General features: G+C 62.4%; 13 protein-coding genes and 2 pseudogenes. 11 read left to right on the forward strand and 4 right to left on the reverse strand.

All coding sequences use genetic code 11. The features are described from left to right. Positions 1-9 precede the first annotated feature (9 nt). On the reverse strand, positions 10-1,158 hold the full coding sequence (locus RS887_RS29835) for an amine dehydrogenase large subunit (protein ID WP_322618219.1): 1,149 nt from the start codon (positions 1,156-1,158) through the stop codon (positions 10-12). A gap of 242 nt (positions 1,159-1,400) precedes the next feature. Then, positions 1,401-2,891 (reverse strand): sensor histidine kinase, encoded by a 1,491-nt coding sequence (locus RS887_RS29840; protein WP_322618220.1) that lies wholly within the window; start codon positions 2,889-2,891, stop codon positions 1,401-1,403. Between the two features lie 333 nt (positions 2,892-3,224). Here RS887_RS29840 and RS887_RS29845 point away from each other — a divergent pair, with 333 nt between their 5' ends. The 9 genes and pseudogenes from RS887_RS29845 (at position 3,225) to feaR (ending at position 11,146) form a co-directional block, all read left to right on the forward strand. Next, a complete protein-coding gene (locus RS887_RS29845; protein ID WP_322618221.1) occupies positions 3,225-4,388 on the forward strand; it encodes an acyl-CoA dehydrogenase family protein in 1,164 nt (387 codons plus the stop codon). A 31-nt stretch (positions 4,389-4,419) separates the two neighbouring features. After that, positions 4,420-4,791, forward strand: a complete 372-nt coding sequence (locus tag RS887_RS29850; RefSeq protein WP_008050517.1) for a hypothetical protein — start codon at positions 4,420-4,422, stop codon at positions 4,789-4,791. A gap of 3 nt (positions 4,792-4,794) precedes the next feature. After that, positions 4,795-5,265 (forward strand): nuclear transport factor 2 family protein, encoded by a 471-nt coding sequence (locus RS887_RS29855; RefSeq protein ID WP_322618222.1) that lies wholly within the window; start codon positions 4,795-4,797, stop codon positions 5,263-5,265. Beyond that, positions 5,262-6,382 (forward strand): annotated as a pseudogene (locus RS887_RS29860) (amidase). Before RS887_RS29855 ends, RS887_RS29860 begins: the two are co-directional and overlap by 4 nt. A 50-nt stretch (positions 6,383-6,432) precedes the next feature. After that, a complete protein-coding gene (locus RS887_RS29865) occupies positions 6,433-7,716 on the forward strand; it encodes an aromatic ring-hydroxylating dioxygenase subunit alpha (protein ID WP_322618223.1) in 1,284 nt (427 codons plus the stop codon). Next, complete coding sequence (locus RS887_RS29870) at positions 7,713-8,213, forward strand: aromatic-ring-hydroxylating dioxygenase subunit beta (protein ID WP_322618224.1); 501 nt, start codon at positions 7,713-7,715, stop codon at positions 8,211-8,213. Before RS887_RS29865 ends, RS887_RS29870 begins: the two co-directional genes overlap by 4 nt. Before the next feature lie 10 nt (positions 8,214-8,223). Beyond that, on the forward strand, positions 8,224-8,964 hold the full coding sequence (locus RS887_RS29875; protein ID WP_322618225.1) for an SDR family NAD(P)-dependent oxidoreductase: 741 nt from the start codon (positions 8,224-8,226) through the stop codon (positions 8,962-8,964). 158 nt (positions 8,965-9,122) lie between these two features. After that, positions 9,123-10,073: a PDR/VanB family oxidoreductase gene (locus RS887_RS29880; RefSeq protein ID WP_322618226.1), complete on the forward strand. Its 951-nt coding sequence runs from the start codon at positions 9,123-9,125 to the stop codon at positions 10,071-10,073. 152 nt (positions 10,074-10,225) lie between these two features. After that, positions 10,226-11,146 (forward strand): transcriptional regulator FeaR, encoded by a 921-nt coding sequence (feaR, locus tag RS887_RS29885; protein ID WP_322618227.1) that lies wholly within the window; start codon positions 10,226-10,228, stop codon positions 11,144-11,146. 121 nt (positions 11,147-11,267) lie between these two features. Here feaR and RS887_RS29890 read toward each other — a convergent pair whose 3' ends face one another. Then, positions 11,268-11,897 (reverse strand): response regulator transcription factor, encoded by a 630-nt coding sequence (locus RS887_RS29890; protein ID WP_322618228.1) that lies wholly within the window; start codon positions 11,895-11,897, stop codon positions 11,268-11,270. Between the two features lie 259 nt (positions 11,898-12,156). On the opposite strand from RS887_RS29890, the gene hpaC reads away from it, so the two are divergent. Then, the gene (gene hpaC, locus RS887_RS29895) at positions 12,157-12,669 is read left to right on the forward strand and encodes a 4-hydroxyphenylacetate 3-monooxygenase, reductase component (RefSeq protein ID WP_322618229.1); all 513 of its coding nucleotides are present in this window, start codon (positions 12,157-12,159) and stop codon (positions 12,667-12,669) included. A gap of 378 nt (positions 12,670-13,047) precedes the next feature. On the opposite strand, the gene RS887_RS29900 is transcribed toward hpaC, so the two are convergent. Next, positions 13,048-13,263: a hypothetical protein gene (locus RS887_RS29900; RefSeq protein WP_322618230.1), complete on the reverse strand. Its 216-nt coding sequence runs from the start codon at positions 13,261-13,263 to the stop codon at positions 13,048-13,050. A gap of 220 nt (positions 13,264-13,483) precedes the next feature. On the opposite strand from RS887_RS29900, the pseudogene RS887_RS29905 reads away from it, so the two are divergent. Then, positions 13,484-13,714 (forward strand): annotated as a pseudogene (locus RS887_RS29905) (DUF6124 family protein); the annotation flags it as partial. Positions 13,715-13,734 lie beyond the last annotated feature (20 nt).

Consider the following 13,734-nt stretch of genomic DNA (forward strand, 5'->3'; position numbering starts at 1 on the left):
CCGAACCTCTTAGTAGCTCAGGACCTGAGTCGCGGTCTTCGCGACTTTCGGCATGCTGCCGGTGAGCTTGTTGGTCTTCAGGTCGAAGATCTGCAAACCACCTTCCACGTCGGCGCCGAGCAGCAGCGGTTTGTCGTCGCCGGTGGCCTGCATGCTCCAGATCGGGGCCGGGGCTTCCAGGGTCGCTACCTTCTTGTGGGTCTTGAGGTCAAACGCCCAGATCAGCGGGCTAGGGTCTTCCCACTTCATCGGTTCGTGGGCGTCGTGCATCAGCACGTAAAGGCGGTCGAGCTTCGGCGCCACGGCCATCATCTGCCAGCCACCCGGTGCCCAACCGGCTTTCTTGTCCTCCTCGGACACCAGCGACCAGGACGGCAGAACCTTCGGTGCGTCGCCGGCGAAATCCACCGGGCGTACGGTGCCGGTCGTGGTGGTGAAGTAGTAGGTGTCGCCGACGTTGACTGCACGCTCTACCAGTTTTTCCGCGTTCGGATCAAAGAACGGCGTGCGGCTGCGCGCGGTTTCCTGGCCCTGATCGTTGAGGGTTACCACCTGCAGGCTGCCGTCGCCGCACAGCGAGGCGAAACGGCGGTTGCCGACCGGGTAGTTGAGCACGCAACCGGGAATCGCGATTTCCGTGGCAACCGCTTTGGCCTGGGTGTCGACCACGGTGACCGACGTCGAAGGGGTGAAGTTGTAGACGTAGACGAACTTGTCGTCACCGCTCGGCTTGAGCGAGTAACGCTGGGTCAGCGACTCGGCGCGCTTGTTTGGAATCAGCACTTCCCAGGCCGGCGACAGGGTCGAGCTGTCCCAGGCGGTGAGCACGTCGGTGCGGGTGCCACGGGTGCCGCGGGAATACCAGATGTCCGCGCTGTAGATGGTTTTCTTGTCGTGACTGAGGGTCGACGGCGCAGCAAAACCGGTCGGCACCATGCCGAGGATGCGCTTCTGGTCCGGGTCAACCACTGTCACACGGCCCGCCACGAAGCTGTCGAACTCGACGTCGATGACAAACGCGCGATGAGCTTCCGGGGGAAACGCCAGAACGGTCTGGCCAATCGTACCGGCGGGCAAATCCGCGCGGGCACTGTTCAAACCGAGTACAAGCAGGCTCAGGCCTAGCGCTGACTGTACGGAGATCCTGTTTGTTCGCATAAGGGGAACTTCCTGAATTGTTGGTAACGCGGATCGCGGGTGCTTTGGCAGATTTTTACCCTTTGATTCTGCCGTGCCCCGCGAACGGGAGAATTGCCCTGCCTGCCAAGTGTTTGTGTGTCTGTGCCAGTGTCATGAAACACTGTTTGTAGGAGCGAGCTCGCTCGCGAAAAAACCAGGGGCACCGTTGGGCATCTGGTTTAACGCGTTATCGTTAACGACCATCGCGAGCAGGCTCGCTCCTACAAGGAGATTGGGGAAGTTGCGAGGGGAAGGGAGAAGGTAAACACCGCGCCACACGGCTCCAGGTTTTGCGCCCAGATATCGCCACGATGGCGGCCGATGATGTTCTTGCACAGCGCCAGGCCGATGCCGTTGCCGCTGACCTTGGACGAGAAGAAACCGTCGAACAGCTTCTCTTGCGCCTGGGCCTGGATGCCACGGCCGCAGTCTTCGATGCGCACTTGCGCCACATCGTTGTCGCGGCTGGCATGGATGCGCAGCAACCGGCGTTCAGTCGGCAGGTCAGCCATTTCTTCAATCGCGTTGAATGCCAGGTTGAGGATCACCTGGCCGATCAGGACTTTCTCGCAACTGACCTGCAGCGGTTCCGGCGCGGTGACGATTTCCACGCGCACCAGGCTCGGATCGGCCCGCAGGCTGATGAAGTAGCGGGTTTCGCGCAGCAGTTCATTAAGGTCGACCAGCTCTTCGGTCTGCTCCAGCTTGACCACGTAGTCGCGCACGCTCTTGATGATCACCGACGCGTGCTCGATTTGCCGCACCGCGTTCTGCAAACCCCAGGCGACGGCTTGATCGGTTTCGCCGGCGTTGCCCAGGCGAATCACCGTGCCTTCGATGAAGTTGCGGGTGGCGGCCAGGGGTTGGCTCAGTTCGTGGGCGATGGCGACGGCCATTTCGCCCATGGCGTTGTAGCGCGCCAGGTACTCGAGTTTTTGCTCGCTGACCCGCCGTGCCTCTTCGGCCTGCACCTGCTCGGTCACGTCGCGGAACAGCAGCAGATGGCCGACCAGATCGTCTTCAATCTCGATGTAGCGGCAGGTTGCGTCATGCCAGCGCCATTCGCCGTCCCGGCGTTGCACCTTGTAGTGCACGCTGAATGGCGCGTGCTCCGGCGTCTCATGGGCGAACTGTTGCAACAGGCGCTGACGCGAGGCGTCGTCGCACCAGGCCAGGAAGTTCTTGCCCATCAATTGGTGCACTTCGCTGTCGAGCAGGTGCGCGCCGGAGTCGCTGATAAAACCGATATCGCCCTCGGGGCCGAGCACCGCCACACCTTCGGCCAGGTCCTGCATGAAGGCCTTGAGCCGACTCTCGAAACGCTTGAGGTCACGCTTGACCTTGTCCTCTTTGGAAATGTCGCGGAACTGCACCATCAACACATCGCGACCGTCCAGGTGCACCAGGGTCGCCACCGCCTCGGAAAGAATCTCCACCCCTTGCTTGGAGCGATAGCACCACTCGATGGCCCGTTGCCCGGTGCGGGCGGCACCTTCGAGCCAGCGCAAACCCACGGAGCGCCGGTACTTCGGTGCGTCGCGGGTCATGTCCGGGGCCTTCAGCGGCGTCAGTTCTTCCAGGGTAAAGCCCAGCGCCGCCAGGGCAGCGGCGTTGGCCCAGAGAATATCCTTGGTGTGCGCGTCATGAAGAATGATGCACAGCGGCATGGCTTCGATCAGCGCATGAAAGTCGTTCGGTTTTGGCAGGTACATCGCACGGCCCCTGGCGGCAGAGATTTGCAGTATGGCGTTTTATACCTGCTCGCACAGCGGGATGCGCTCAGAGGTAACCGGCGTGGACCTAGGGGTTTTCTTTAGCGAGGGGGCTGCACGCCCCAATAGTGGCGCCGGGGTGCGGTTTTTACACTGGACCTCAATGCAAGGGCAGCGCCCCTTTCACTGTAGGAGCGAGCTTGCTCGCGATGGACGTCAACGATTACGCGTCCTGTCTGAATGACCACGTTGTTGAGACGTTTTTCGCGAGCAGGCTCGCTCCTACAGGGAGCGGTGTAGCCCCACTAACAATAAGCAAAACGGAGAAAGCCCATGCTGCGTTCAGCTGTCGCGCAACAAGACCCTGTGTCCGGCCCGGTCGTGCCAATGGTCGAGAGTCAGCTATTTCAGCAGGTGCTGGATGAGGTTCGTCAACGCCGCGACGAATTCGACGCCGGCTCCCACGTGCCTCGGGACATGATCGAGCGCTTCAAGCAGGTGGGCATCTATCGTGCCGCCACGCCGAAATGCTTCGGCGGCGACGCCCTGGCGCCGGCGCTGTTCCTGCAAATGATCGAACGCATCTCCGAAGCCGACGGCTCGGCGGGCTGGGTGGCCAGCTTCGGCAGCGCCGGCGTCTACCTGGCGGCCTTGCCGCCGCAAACCCTGGCTGAAATCTACGCCGAGAGCCCTGACCTGGTGTTCGCTGGCGGGCTGTTCCCGTTGCAGCCTGCCGAGGCGGTAGAGGGCGGTTGGCAGGTCAACGGCACCTGGAAATTCGCCAGCGGCTGCAAGGGCGCGGACTTGCTGGGTGTGGGCATCGGCGCCGCTGGCGGTAAGCCTCGCACCGCCGTATTCCGCCCGGACCAGGTCGAGATCGTCGAGAACTGGGACGTGGTCGGCCTCAAAGGCACCGGCAGCCACGACTTGCGCGTGACCGACAAGCGCATCGATGAGCGCTGGACGTTTATCCGGGGTGGGGCGGCAACCATTGATGAGCCGCTGTTCCGCTACCCGTCGATTGCCTACGCCGCGCAAGTGCTGGCGGTGGTCAACCTCGGCCTGGCCCGTGCAGCGCTGGACGAAATCAGCCGCATGGCCGGTGCCGGCGGCATTACCGGCGCGCCGAAAATGGCCGACCGCGCCTACGTGCGCATCGAAATCGCCAAGGCCGAAGCCAGGCTCGCCGCCGCACGCGGGTTCTTCTACAACGCCACCGAGCAGGTATGGAACTCGATCCTGGCCGGCAATCCGGTGACGCCGGAGCAGACCAGCCTGCTGCGCCTGTCGGCGATCCACGTGTCCCAGGCCGGAGCGGCGGTGGTGCAGAGCGCCTACAACCTGGCCGGGACCACCGCCATTTACCTGCGTCATCCGCTGCAACGCTACCTGCGCGACTCGATGGTGGTGACCCAGCACGCCTTCCTCAGCGAAGGGCTGTACGACGGTGCCGGCTCGGTGTTCCTCGGCGTGCCGCCGTTCCCGGGCTACATCTGAATTCCCTTCAACTTTTCAAGGATCCAACGCCATGTCGCAAACCACTCAAGAACCGTTGCGTGTCGTCTTCTGCATCGGCATCACCCAGAACTTTTTCGACCTGCCCACCGGCGAAGGCCTGAGCGTCTGGAAAGGCTTCAGCCAGATGATGGGCTCCCTCGGCGCGATGCCCGGCATCACCGTGCTCGGCGCCATGGATGACGACCGCCTGATGGTCGGCCCGTCCACCACCTCGCCCTGGACCGTGTACATCATGGCCGACGTCGACTGCCACCAGTCGGTGATCGACGCCTGCAACCTGTTCCGTACCACGCCGGTCGGCGAATACAGCCTGTGGCGCTACGCCAGGGTCGAAGCACGCATCGGTCGCCCGCTGACCATCCCAGACGCGGCCAGGGTGTAAGCCATGGACGAGGCCTTGCTGCAGCGTCTGGCGACGCTCGAAGGGGAGAGTGCGGTGCGCCGCTTGATGGCGCGCTACATGGACCTGTGCGATGTGCCACGGGCGGCGATTCATCTGAGCCAATTGGCGCAGTTGTTCACCGAGGATGCGATCTGGGAAGGCGTTGGCAGCCAGACCGCGCAGACCTTCGGTCAACATCACGGGCATAAGGCGGTGGCCGCGTTTGTCGCAGGTTATCTGCCGCCATCCGACCACTTCCGGCTGAACCTGCATTACCTCACCAGCGAGTCGATCGTGGTGGACGGCAAGGCTGCGCAGGGGCAGTGGATCATGCAGCAGATCTCGACCTATGCCGATGGCCGCAACGAGTTGTTCGGCACGCGGTTGAACATCGAATTTCGTTGTGTCGACTGCGTCTGGCTGATCGCGCATTTCCGCACGCAACGCTTGTTCAATACGGAGCTGGGTGCATGAGTACCTTCATCAGCGAATTCCTGCTTGGTGGCAGCGGCAAACGCGTTGCCATCAAGGACTCCATCGACATCGCCGGTTACCCGACACGCTCGGGCAGCCGCGCCTTCGCCGACGCCCCGGCGGCGACGAAGAACGCCGAGGTGGTGGATGCGATCCTCAACGCAGGCTGGCAGATCGTCGGCAAGACCAACCTGCATGAACTGGCCTTCGGCGTCACCGGCATCAACGACTGGACCGGCACGCCGGTCAACCCGCAAGCCCCGGATCGTGTTCCCGGCGGTTCCTCCAGCGGTTCGGCCTCGGCCGTCGCGGCGGGCCTGGCGGACATTGCCATCGGCACCGACACCGGTGGTTCGGTGCGGGTCCCGGCGGCGTGCTGCGGCGTTGCCGGGCTCAAGCCGACCTACGGCCGAGTCAGCCGCGTCGGCGCGCATCCGTTGGCTTCCAGTCTCGACTGCGTCGGGCGTTCGCCCGGACCATGGACGACCTGATTGCCGCCATGCAGGTGATTTGCCCGGGTTTCGACGTGCAAGGTTTGCCCGGTGACGGCGCCAAAGTCGGCTTTCTCGACGTGGCCTGTGATTCGCACCTGCAAGCCAGCCTGGGTGCTGCCGCGGACCGCGCCGGATGGCGCCGTAGCCACCTGCACCTGAGCGAATTCGAAGCGGCGTTCGCCGCCGGCCTGACCGTGATCAATTTCGAAAACTGGGCGGCGTTCGGTCACCTGGCCGGCAAGGGCCTGATCGGTGCCGACGTGGAGACCCGTTTGCTGGCGGCCAGCCGAACCACGCGCGAGGAACTGGCCCAGGCCGAATCCGTGCGCACACGCTTCACGCAACAGGTGGATGCGGCCCTGGAAGACTTTGCCGTGTTGCTGCTGCCGACGTTGCCAACCTTGCCGCCGACCCTCAGCGAGGCCCGCGCCGGCAGCAAGGCTGTGGCCGGCATGACACCGCTGGTACGGCCCTTCAACTTGAGCGGTCACCCGGCGCTGTCGGTGCCGGTGGAAATCGATTGCGGCGGCTTGAAAGTCGGCCTGCAAATCGTCGGTCGCAAAGGTCAGGACGAAGTGGTCTGCGCCTTCGGTGCGCAGTTGCAACAGAGCATGGCCGGTTAACTGCCAGCTCTACAAACGAAATCATAAAAAGAAGCCATGAGGAGAACCGCATGAGCACTCATGAATACCGGCTGATCGCATCATCGAAAAGCCCGGACGCACTGGTCAGTCACGACCGCGTCGACGTCTCGCTGTACAACGATCCGGCGCTGTTCGAAGCCGAGCTGGAGAAGATTTTCTACCGCACCTGGGTGTGGGTTGCCCACGAAAGCGAAGTGCGCAACAGCGGCGACTTCAAGACCGCCACCATTGGCCGTCGGCCGGTGATCGTCGTGCGCGACAAGAAGAACAACATCAACGTCCTGGAAAACCGTTGCCGGCACCGTGGCGCCACCGTGTGCGAGAAGCACAAGGGCAACGCCACCGGTTTCACCTGCCCGTATCACAGCTGGTCCTATGGCCTGGACGGCAAGCTGCGGGCGCTGCCGTATCCGGACGGCTATGAAGGCATCCTGGAAAAGTCCGAATTGCCGCTCACCAGCCTGCGCGTTGAAAGCTACGCCGGCATGGTCTTCGCCAGCTACAACGACGAGATCGAACCGCTGGAAGACTTCCTCGGCGGCGCGAAACACTGGATGGACCTGTTCATGAAGCAGGGTGCCGGTTATCCGATCAAGACCCAGGGCGAACACAAGTTCAGCTTCAAGGGCAACTGGAAGATCCAGCTGGAAAACACCACCGACGGTTACCACTTCCCGATCGTGCACAAGTCGTTCATGTCGTCGGTGGATGAAGAAACCTCGGAAATGCTCTCGTTCATGACCGACGAGCAAGCCGTGACCCACTCCCTGGGCAATGGCCACAGCGTGATGGTGATGGTGCCGGAGCACGTCGACCTCGATCACGACGACGGCACCGAGCCGTTGCAGGAACGCTTCGCCCACGTCACCGAAGAACTGTCGAAAACCATGCCACCCGAGCAAGTCCGCCGCATCGTGCGTTCATTGCATGGCGCCGGGTTCAACCTGAACCTGTTCCCCAACGTGGCCATGTCGATGTCGTTCTTCCGCGTGCTGCGCCCGGTGTCGGTCAGCGAAACCGAGATCCGCCACGTTGCCCTGGGCATGGACGGCGGCCCGGAAATCGCCAACCGCGAACGCATGCGCATCCACGAACACTTCCAGGGCCCGTTCGGTTTCGGCAGCCCTGACGACGCCGAAGCCTGGGACCGCGTGCAGCGCGGCTCGTATGCCGGCGTCGATGCGCCAATCCTGGTCAACCGCGGCCTGAACCGCGAAATCACCGCTGAAAACGGCGACAAGGTCAGCCACGCCACCGACGAAGGCGGCATGCGCGGTGCCTACGACATGTGGAAAAGGATGATGAGCCAATGAGCAATCACGACACCCTGAACGGTTTTGCAGGTCCCTTGGCCCAGGCCATCGAATTCATCTGGCGCGAAGCCGAACTGCTCGACCACAAGCACTACGCCGAATGGGCGACCCTGTGGAGCGACAGCGGCAAGTACATAGTTCCGATCGACCCGGACACCGAGGATTTCGAAGCGACCCTCAACTACGCCTACGACGATGCACGCATGCGTGCCTTGCGTATCGAGCGCTTGAGCGCCGGCTTCTCGCCGTCGGCGGTGGATGCGGCGAAGACCATTCGCAGCGTTTCGCGTTTTCGCCTGGTGGAAGCGGCCGGTGACATCGTCGAAGTCAACTCCGCGCAGCTGCTGTACGCCTACAAGCGCGGCGTGCATACGCCGTTCGTGGCCGACCTGAACCACCGTATCCGTTTCACCGACGGCGTGCCGACCCTGGAGCGGAAAGTGGTGCGCCTGATCAACTCCACCGACAGCCTGAGCGCGCTCGGCTTCCTTTTGTGAGGGCAGGATCATGAGTCGAGTAGCCCTCGTAACGGGTGCCTCGCGTGGACTGGGCGAGTGCATCGCCCGGCGTCTGCACGCGGCCGGTTATCGCGTCGGCCTGGCGGATGTGCGCCTCGATGGCGTGCAGCAACTGGCCGCCGAACTGGATGGCAGCGGCGCCACGGCCGTCGCCATCGAGCTGGATGTGCGCAGCAAAGCCGACTTCCAGCGTGCCCGCGACCTGCTCACTGAGCAGTGGGGCGGCACCGACATTCTGGTGAACAACGCCGGGGTGTCGAAAGTCGCGGCGCTGATGGAGATCACGCCCGAAGAGTTCGACGAGTCGATGGCGATCAACCTGCGCGGCACCTTCGTCGCCTGCCAGGTATTCGGCGCGCACTTTGCCGAGCGTGGCTTCGGGCGCATCGTCAACATCGCGTCCCTGGCGGGGCAGAACGGCGGCACCGCTACCGGTGCGCATTACGCAGCGGCCAAGGGCGGCGTCGCGACGCTGACCAAGGTCTTTGCCCGTGAACTGGCACCGCAAGGCGTGACGGTCAACAGCCTCTCGCCAGGTCCGCTGGACTTGCCGGTGGTGCGCGAAACCGTGGCGCCCGAGCGTCTGGAACAGATCCTGAAAATGATCCCGGCCGGCACCCTCGGCGACCCTGCGTTCATCGCCGACAGCGTGTTGCTGTTGATCGCCGATCACGCCACCTCCGTAACGGGTGCGTGCTGGGACATCAATGGCGGTTTGTTCATGCGCTGAGCAGCAGAAAAATGCCCCCCTGTAGGAGCGAGCTTGCTCGCGATGGTCGTCAACGATAACGCTGGAAACCTGGCACCCCGTGGCGACCTCAGGTTCATCGCGAGCATGTTCGCTCCTACAAGGTGCAGTACCCAAAACAACAGTATTCAGGTGATGCAATGATGAAGGTGAAGATCGAAAGGATCGTCGACGAAGCGCTGGATATCCGCTCCTTTCGCCTCGTGCGCAGTGACGGCCAGCCGCTCGACACCTATGAGCCGGGCGCCCACGTCGACCTTACCGGGCCGACCGGGGTGACCCGCCAGTATTCGCTGTGCAGCCCGCCGCAGGATCGCCGTGCGTATCTGGTGGCGGTAAAGAAAGAAGCGCAGTCGCGCGGTGGATCGCTAGCGTTGCATGAGCAAGTGGAAGAGGGCATGGAGCTGGAAATGGGCGCGCCGCGCAACCTGTTCCGCCTCGATGAAAGTGCCGACGAACACGTGCTGTTCGCCGCCGGTATCGGCGTGACGCCGCTGTTGAGCATGGCTTATCGACTGGCGGAAAGCGGCCAGCCGTATCGCCTGCACTATTTTGCCCGTTCGGCGCAGTACGCTGCGTTTACCCAGCTGTTGGCGACGAACTTTGCCGATCACGTGGAGTTTCACTACGGCGTGGAGCCCGCGGATCTGGACAGCGCGTTGAGCGAATGCCTGGAGCGCGCCGGCAGCGCCGCCCATGTCTACACCTGCGGCCCGGCACCGTTCATGAACAAAGTGGTGGAAGTGGCTTTGCGCAGTCGCCCGGATGATGCCATTCACCTGGAGCACTTCGCGGCGGACCCGGTGGCCAACAGCGCCCCGGCCGGCACATTCGAAGTGGAGCTGGCCAGTTCCGGCGTGGTGCTGCAAGTGCCAGCCAACGCCAGTCTGGTCGACGTACTGCAGGCCCACGGTTGCGACATCGACACCGAGTGCCGCGAAGGCATTTGCGGCACCTGCATCGTCGAGGTCCTGGACGGTGTGCCGGAGCACCGCGACAACTGCCTGTCGAACAAGGAAAAGGCGTCCAACAAGCAGATCTGCGCTTGTGTATCACGGGCACTTTCCGCTCGTCTGGTATTGGACATTTAAGACCGCGCAAGGCTGGAAAGCTTGGGCCGGAGCCTGTTGAATGGGCGCCCGGCGGCCGTCGAGGGAGGCGATGGTTACAGCAACAACGGTTTTGACGAACCGCTCGATGAAGCGGTCGAAAAATAACAACAAAAACGTGAGGCATTGCGGACATGATTACAGCATCGACGGTGCGCAACGAGGCGTTCGAAAGTTGGTTGAGCCAGGTGAACCAGGCCTGTGGGCGTTTCGATGCCCGGGCGCTGGACTCCGATTTTTACGGCGAACTGGCGGAATTTCGCAGCGGTGCGATCAACCTCAGTGTGGTCGACATGGCGCACGTGCACTTGTACCGCACCAGCAAGGACGTCAGCACCAGCAGCGATGGCCACTACTACGCAGTGTTCCAGATGCGTGGCAGCTCGCAACTGGAGCAGGGCGACAACCGCGCGCAATTGGGTTGTGGTGACATCGCGCTGATCGACGCCAGCCGTCCGAGCGACATGATCTACAACGACGATTGCCGACAGCTTTCGTTGATACTTCCGCGCCAGGTGGTCGAGCGTGGTTCGCATTTCAATGCCGTCAACTGCGCCACGCGCATCGCGGCCAGCAGCCCCCTGGCGGCGATGGCCAACAAGCTGGTGCAAGACACCCGCCAGCAGGAAGGGCTGGACATGCAGGAGAGCGAGGCCGTGCTCGACGCCCTGGCCAGCCTGTTGCTGCCGGGTATCAGTGCCCGTGACAGCGCTGCTGATCCCCATGAACGGCAGTTTCGCAAAATCATCGCCTTCATTGACGCGCACCTGAGCGACGAAGAGCTGTGCCCCGAGCTGATTGCCCGTGAAGTGGGGATTTCCGTGCGCGGCCTGTACCGGATGTTCTCCAAGCGCGGCCTGGTGGTGGCGCAATACATCAAGCACCGCCGCCTGGACTTCTGCGCCGAAAACCTGCGCCGCGCGGATGTCGAGCAGAAGCTTTCGGCACTGTGTTATGCCTGGGGCTTCTCCGACTCGAGCTACTTCTCGTCGGCCTTCAAGTCGCGTTTTGGCGTGTCACCGGGTGCTTATCGCAAGCGCTATAGCCATAATTGATGTTGGATGTGTTGGCCTCTTCGCGAGCAAGCCCGCTCCCACATTGACTCTGTGTACGACGCAGATCCAATGTGGGAGCGGGCTTGCTCGCGAAGGCGGCCTCATGACCGCCGCAGATCATTCAGTGCCGCACCGGCTCATCCACCGGCAAATGCAGCACCTCGCGCACCAGCATGGCGATGCTGGTCACGCCCATCTTTTCCTTGATCTTGGTGCGGTGCACGTCAACGGTCTTCACGCTGATGTTCAACTCCCGCGCAATCACCTTGCTGGCCTTGCCATCGATCACCAGCATCAACACTTCCCGCTCGCGGCTGGTCAGCAGTGCCAGTTTGCCCTGCAGGTTCTGACGCTGCTGCTGATCGGCCTGGGCGTGTACGGCGGTCTTCAGCGCGGCCTGGATGCGGTCGATCATCTGCTGCGGGTTGTAGGGCTTCTCGACGAAATCCAGCGCGCCGTTCTTCATCGCCTTGACCGACATCGGAATATCACCGTGGGCCGAGACGAAAATGGTCGGCAGGGTGCTGCCGCGCTGGTTGAGGATTTCCTGCAACTGGAAACCGCTGGTCTCCGGCATGCGCACGTCGAGTACCAGGCAGGCGGGCTGCCTGGGGTCGTATTGGCTGAGGAACTCTTCGGCGCCGGCAAAGCACTGTGCCTGCACGCTGACCGATTCCAGCAACCAGGCCAGGGAAGTGCGCAGGTCCTTGTCGTCGTCAACGATATAAACAATCGGTTTACGGGTTTCCATCGGGGCTGCCACGAAATTTTCTAATTATTGTTTTCGCACGCGAACGCGCGGCACGCATTGGCTCATCGTTCTGGAGCCAGTATGCAGAATACCCACTGTGGCCGGCCCTTGCGATAAAGAAACCACCTAGTCGACTAGCGGAAACCCAACCTCACCATGGGGATCGTCAGAATGGTTGTGCCGCGTCTGCGGCCTTAGTCTTGTTCCATCACCTACGGACCGCTTTCGACGCGGTCCTCCTGAAGGAAGGGGCATCGACATGGCCGACCTGAGCCAGCAGCAAATCGACTTTCGCAACGCCATGGCGCAGCTGCCGGCGGCGGTGAACATCATCACCACCAATGGCCCGGGCGGGCGCTGCGGCATCACCGCCAGCGCCGTGTGCTCGGTGACCGATTCGCCGCCCACCGTGTTGGTGTGCGTCAACCGCAACAGCGCCACCCACGACGTGTTCCGCACCAACGGCCGGTTGTGCGTCAACGTGCTGTGTGGCGAACAGGAAGAACTGGCGCGGCACTTCGCCGGCATGACCCAGGTACCGATGGCCGAGCGTTTTGCCTGGGACCTGTGGGACGACGGCGCGGCTGACGTGCCAGTGCTGCGTGATGCCCTGGTGCAGCTCGAAGGGCGGATCAGCGAGTGCAAGGAAGTGGGCTCGCACTCGGTGATGTTTGTCGAGCTGGAAAAGGTTGGGGTGCGGGAACCGCGCGATAGCCTGGTGTATTTCAACCGGTTGTTTCATCGTCTTGAGCATGCCAGCGCGCATTGCTGAGAATGTGGGAGCGACGGTGCGGCGATCCGACCTGCTCGCGAAAGCGGTGTTTCAGTCAGCCTGTCTTTTGTTGACGGTGTACATATCCGTTGCTTCGGTAACGGCGACTTAGGGTTTCGCCCTTACGGCGACTTACTTTTTTAACAAGCGCCTTAAAAAAGTAAGCAAAAAAGCGCTCGCCCCGAACGTCCGGCCCCTCGCCAGGGCTCGGGGTCCCTTCGCTCCGGCATTCATCCGGGGGCATTGCCCTCCGGTCGGCTGCGCTCGACCTACATGCAATGAGTTCGACTGCGTCGAACGGCGCTGCGCGCCAATCCCCGGATGAACGCCTCCACTCAGCCTGCCGAGGGGGCGGGTGGATCAAGAGCGGCAGGCGAGCTAACGCTCGGCCTGTTGAGTGGTGAAGAGCAGAGCGGGTGTTCGCCGACCTGCTTTGCTCTGCTCTTCTGTAGGAGCGAGCTTGCTCGCGATGGCGGCCTGCCAGCCAACCAATTTCTTGCGGCTGTACTCAGTACCTGTGGGAGCGGGCTTGCCCGCGATGGCGGTTTCAATTTGGAATGCATGTTTAAAGGCTGTCAGATTAACTTCCTGCAAGCTACAACGCCCTGCGGCATTACCTACAGGTACACCAGAATCCGCCGGCTTGTGCGCCTTGGAGGCCATCGGTAACTTGGCGCACGTCGCTGATGTCCAGTGATCGGGTTTGGCAGCCCGTGGTGACATGAGGTGCATGGGCAGTCCAGTCAGTCAGGTATTCCCCATCCTTGGACTTGATGGCAGCTGTGCGCAGGGCGCCCTCGGGCGCGCCGGCTTCGTGTCTCCCCGGTCTGCCAAACCCTCCACGATGTTCACCATCAATCCGCAAATCGACAGCGAAACCCTGCTGGCCCATGCCTGCGAATCGCTGGCCTCGGCGAGTGTCATGGCCAACGATCTGGCGGGATTTCTGGAAGGCACGCACCGCAACACCCTGTTGGGCATCGCGCAAGTGATCATGCTGGGGGAGTTGGCGGTGAACCGGGCTTTGGATCAGGTTGATCGGCCCGGCTTATCACTAAACACTGT

It is taken from the genome of Pseudomonas sp. BIC9C, assembly GCF_034541995.1.
Classification (GTDB): domain Bacteria; phylum Pseudomonadota; class Gammaproteobacteria; order Pseudomonadales; family Pseudomonadaceae; genus Aquipseudomonas; species Aquipseudomonas fluorescens_CC.

What these genes read in the sequence shown, in the direction of transcription:
- RS887_RS29865 (WP_322618223.1), top strand. Translation starts at nt 6,433, where the DNA reads ATGAGCACTCATGAATACCGGCTGATCGCATCATCGAAAAGCCCGGAC.
- RS887_RS29880 (WP_322618226.1), top strand. Translation starts at nt 9,123, where the DNA reads ATGATGAAGGTGAAGATCGAAAGGATCGTCGACGAAGCGCTGGATATC.
- RS887_RS29845 (WP_322618221.1), top strand. Translation starts at nt 3,225, where the DNA reads ATGCTGCGTTCAGCTGTCGCGCAACAAGACCCTGTGTCCGGCCCGGTC.
- RS887_RS29855 (WP_322618222.1), top strand. Translation starts at nt 4,795, where the DNA reads ATGGACGAGGCCTTGCTGCAGCGTCTGGCGACGCTCGAAGGGGAGAGT.
- RS887_RS29875 (WP_322618225.1), top strand. Translation starts at nt 8,224, where the DNA reads ATGAGTCGAGTAGCCCTCGTAACGGGTGCCTCGCGTGGACTGGGCGAG.
- RS887_RS29870 (WP_322618224.1), top strand. Translation starts at nt 7,713, where the DNA reads ATGAGCAATCACGACACCCTGAACGGTTTTGCAGGTCCCTTGGCCCAG.
- RS887_RS29850 (WP_008050517.1), top strand. Translation starts at nt 4,420, where the DNA reads ATGTCGCAAACCACTCAAGAACCGTTGCGTGTCGTCTTCTGCATCGGC.
- hpaC (WP_322618229.1), top strand. Translation starts at nt 12,157, where the DNA reads ATGGCCGACCTGAGCCAGCAGCAAATCGACTTTCGCAACGCCATGGCG.
- feaR (WP_322618227.1), top strand. Translation starts at nt 10,226, where the DNA reads ATGATTACAGCATCGACGGTGCGCAACGAGGCGTTCGAAAGTTGGTTG.
- RS887_RS29835 (WP_322618219.1), bottom strand. Translation starts at nt 1,158, where the DNA reads ATGCGAACAAACAGGATCTCCGTACAGTCAGCGCTAGGCCTGAGCCTG.
- RS887_RS29840 (WP_322618220.1), bottom strand. Translation starts at nt 2,891, where the DNA reads ATGTACCTGCCAAAACCGAACGACTTTCATGCGCTGATCGAAGCCATG.
- RS887_RS29890 (WP_322618228.1), bottom strand. Translation starts at nt 11,897, where the DNA reads ATGGAAACCCGTAAACCGATTGTTTATATCGTTGACGACGACAAGGAC.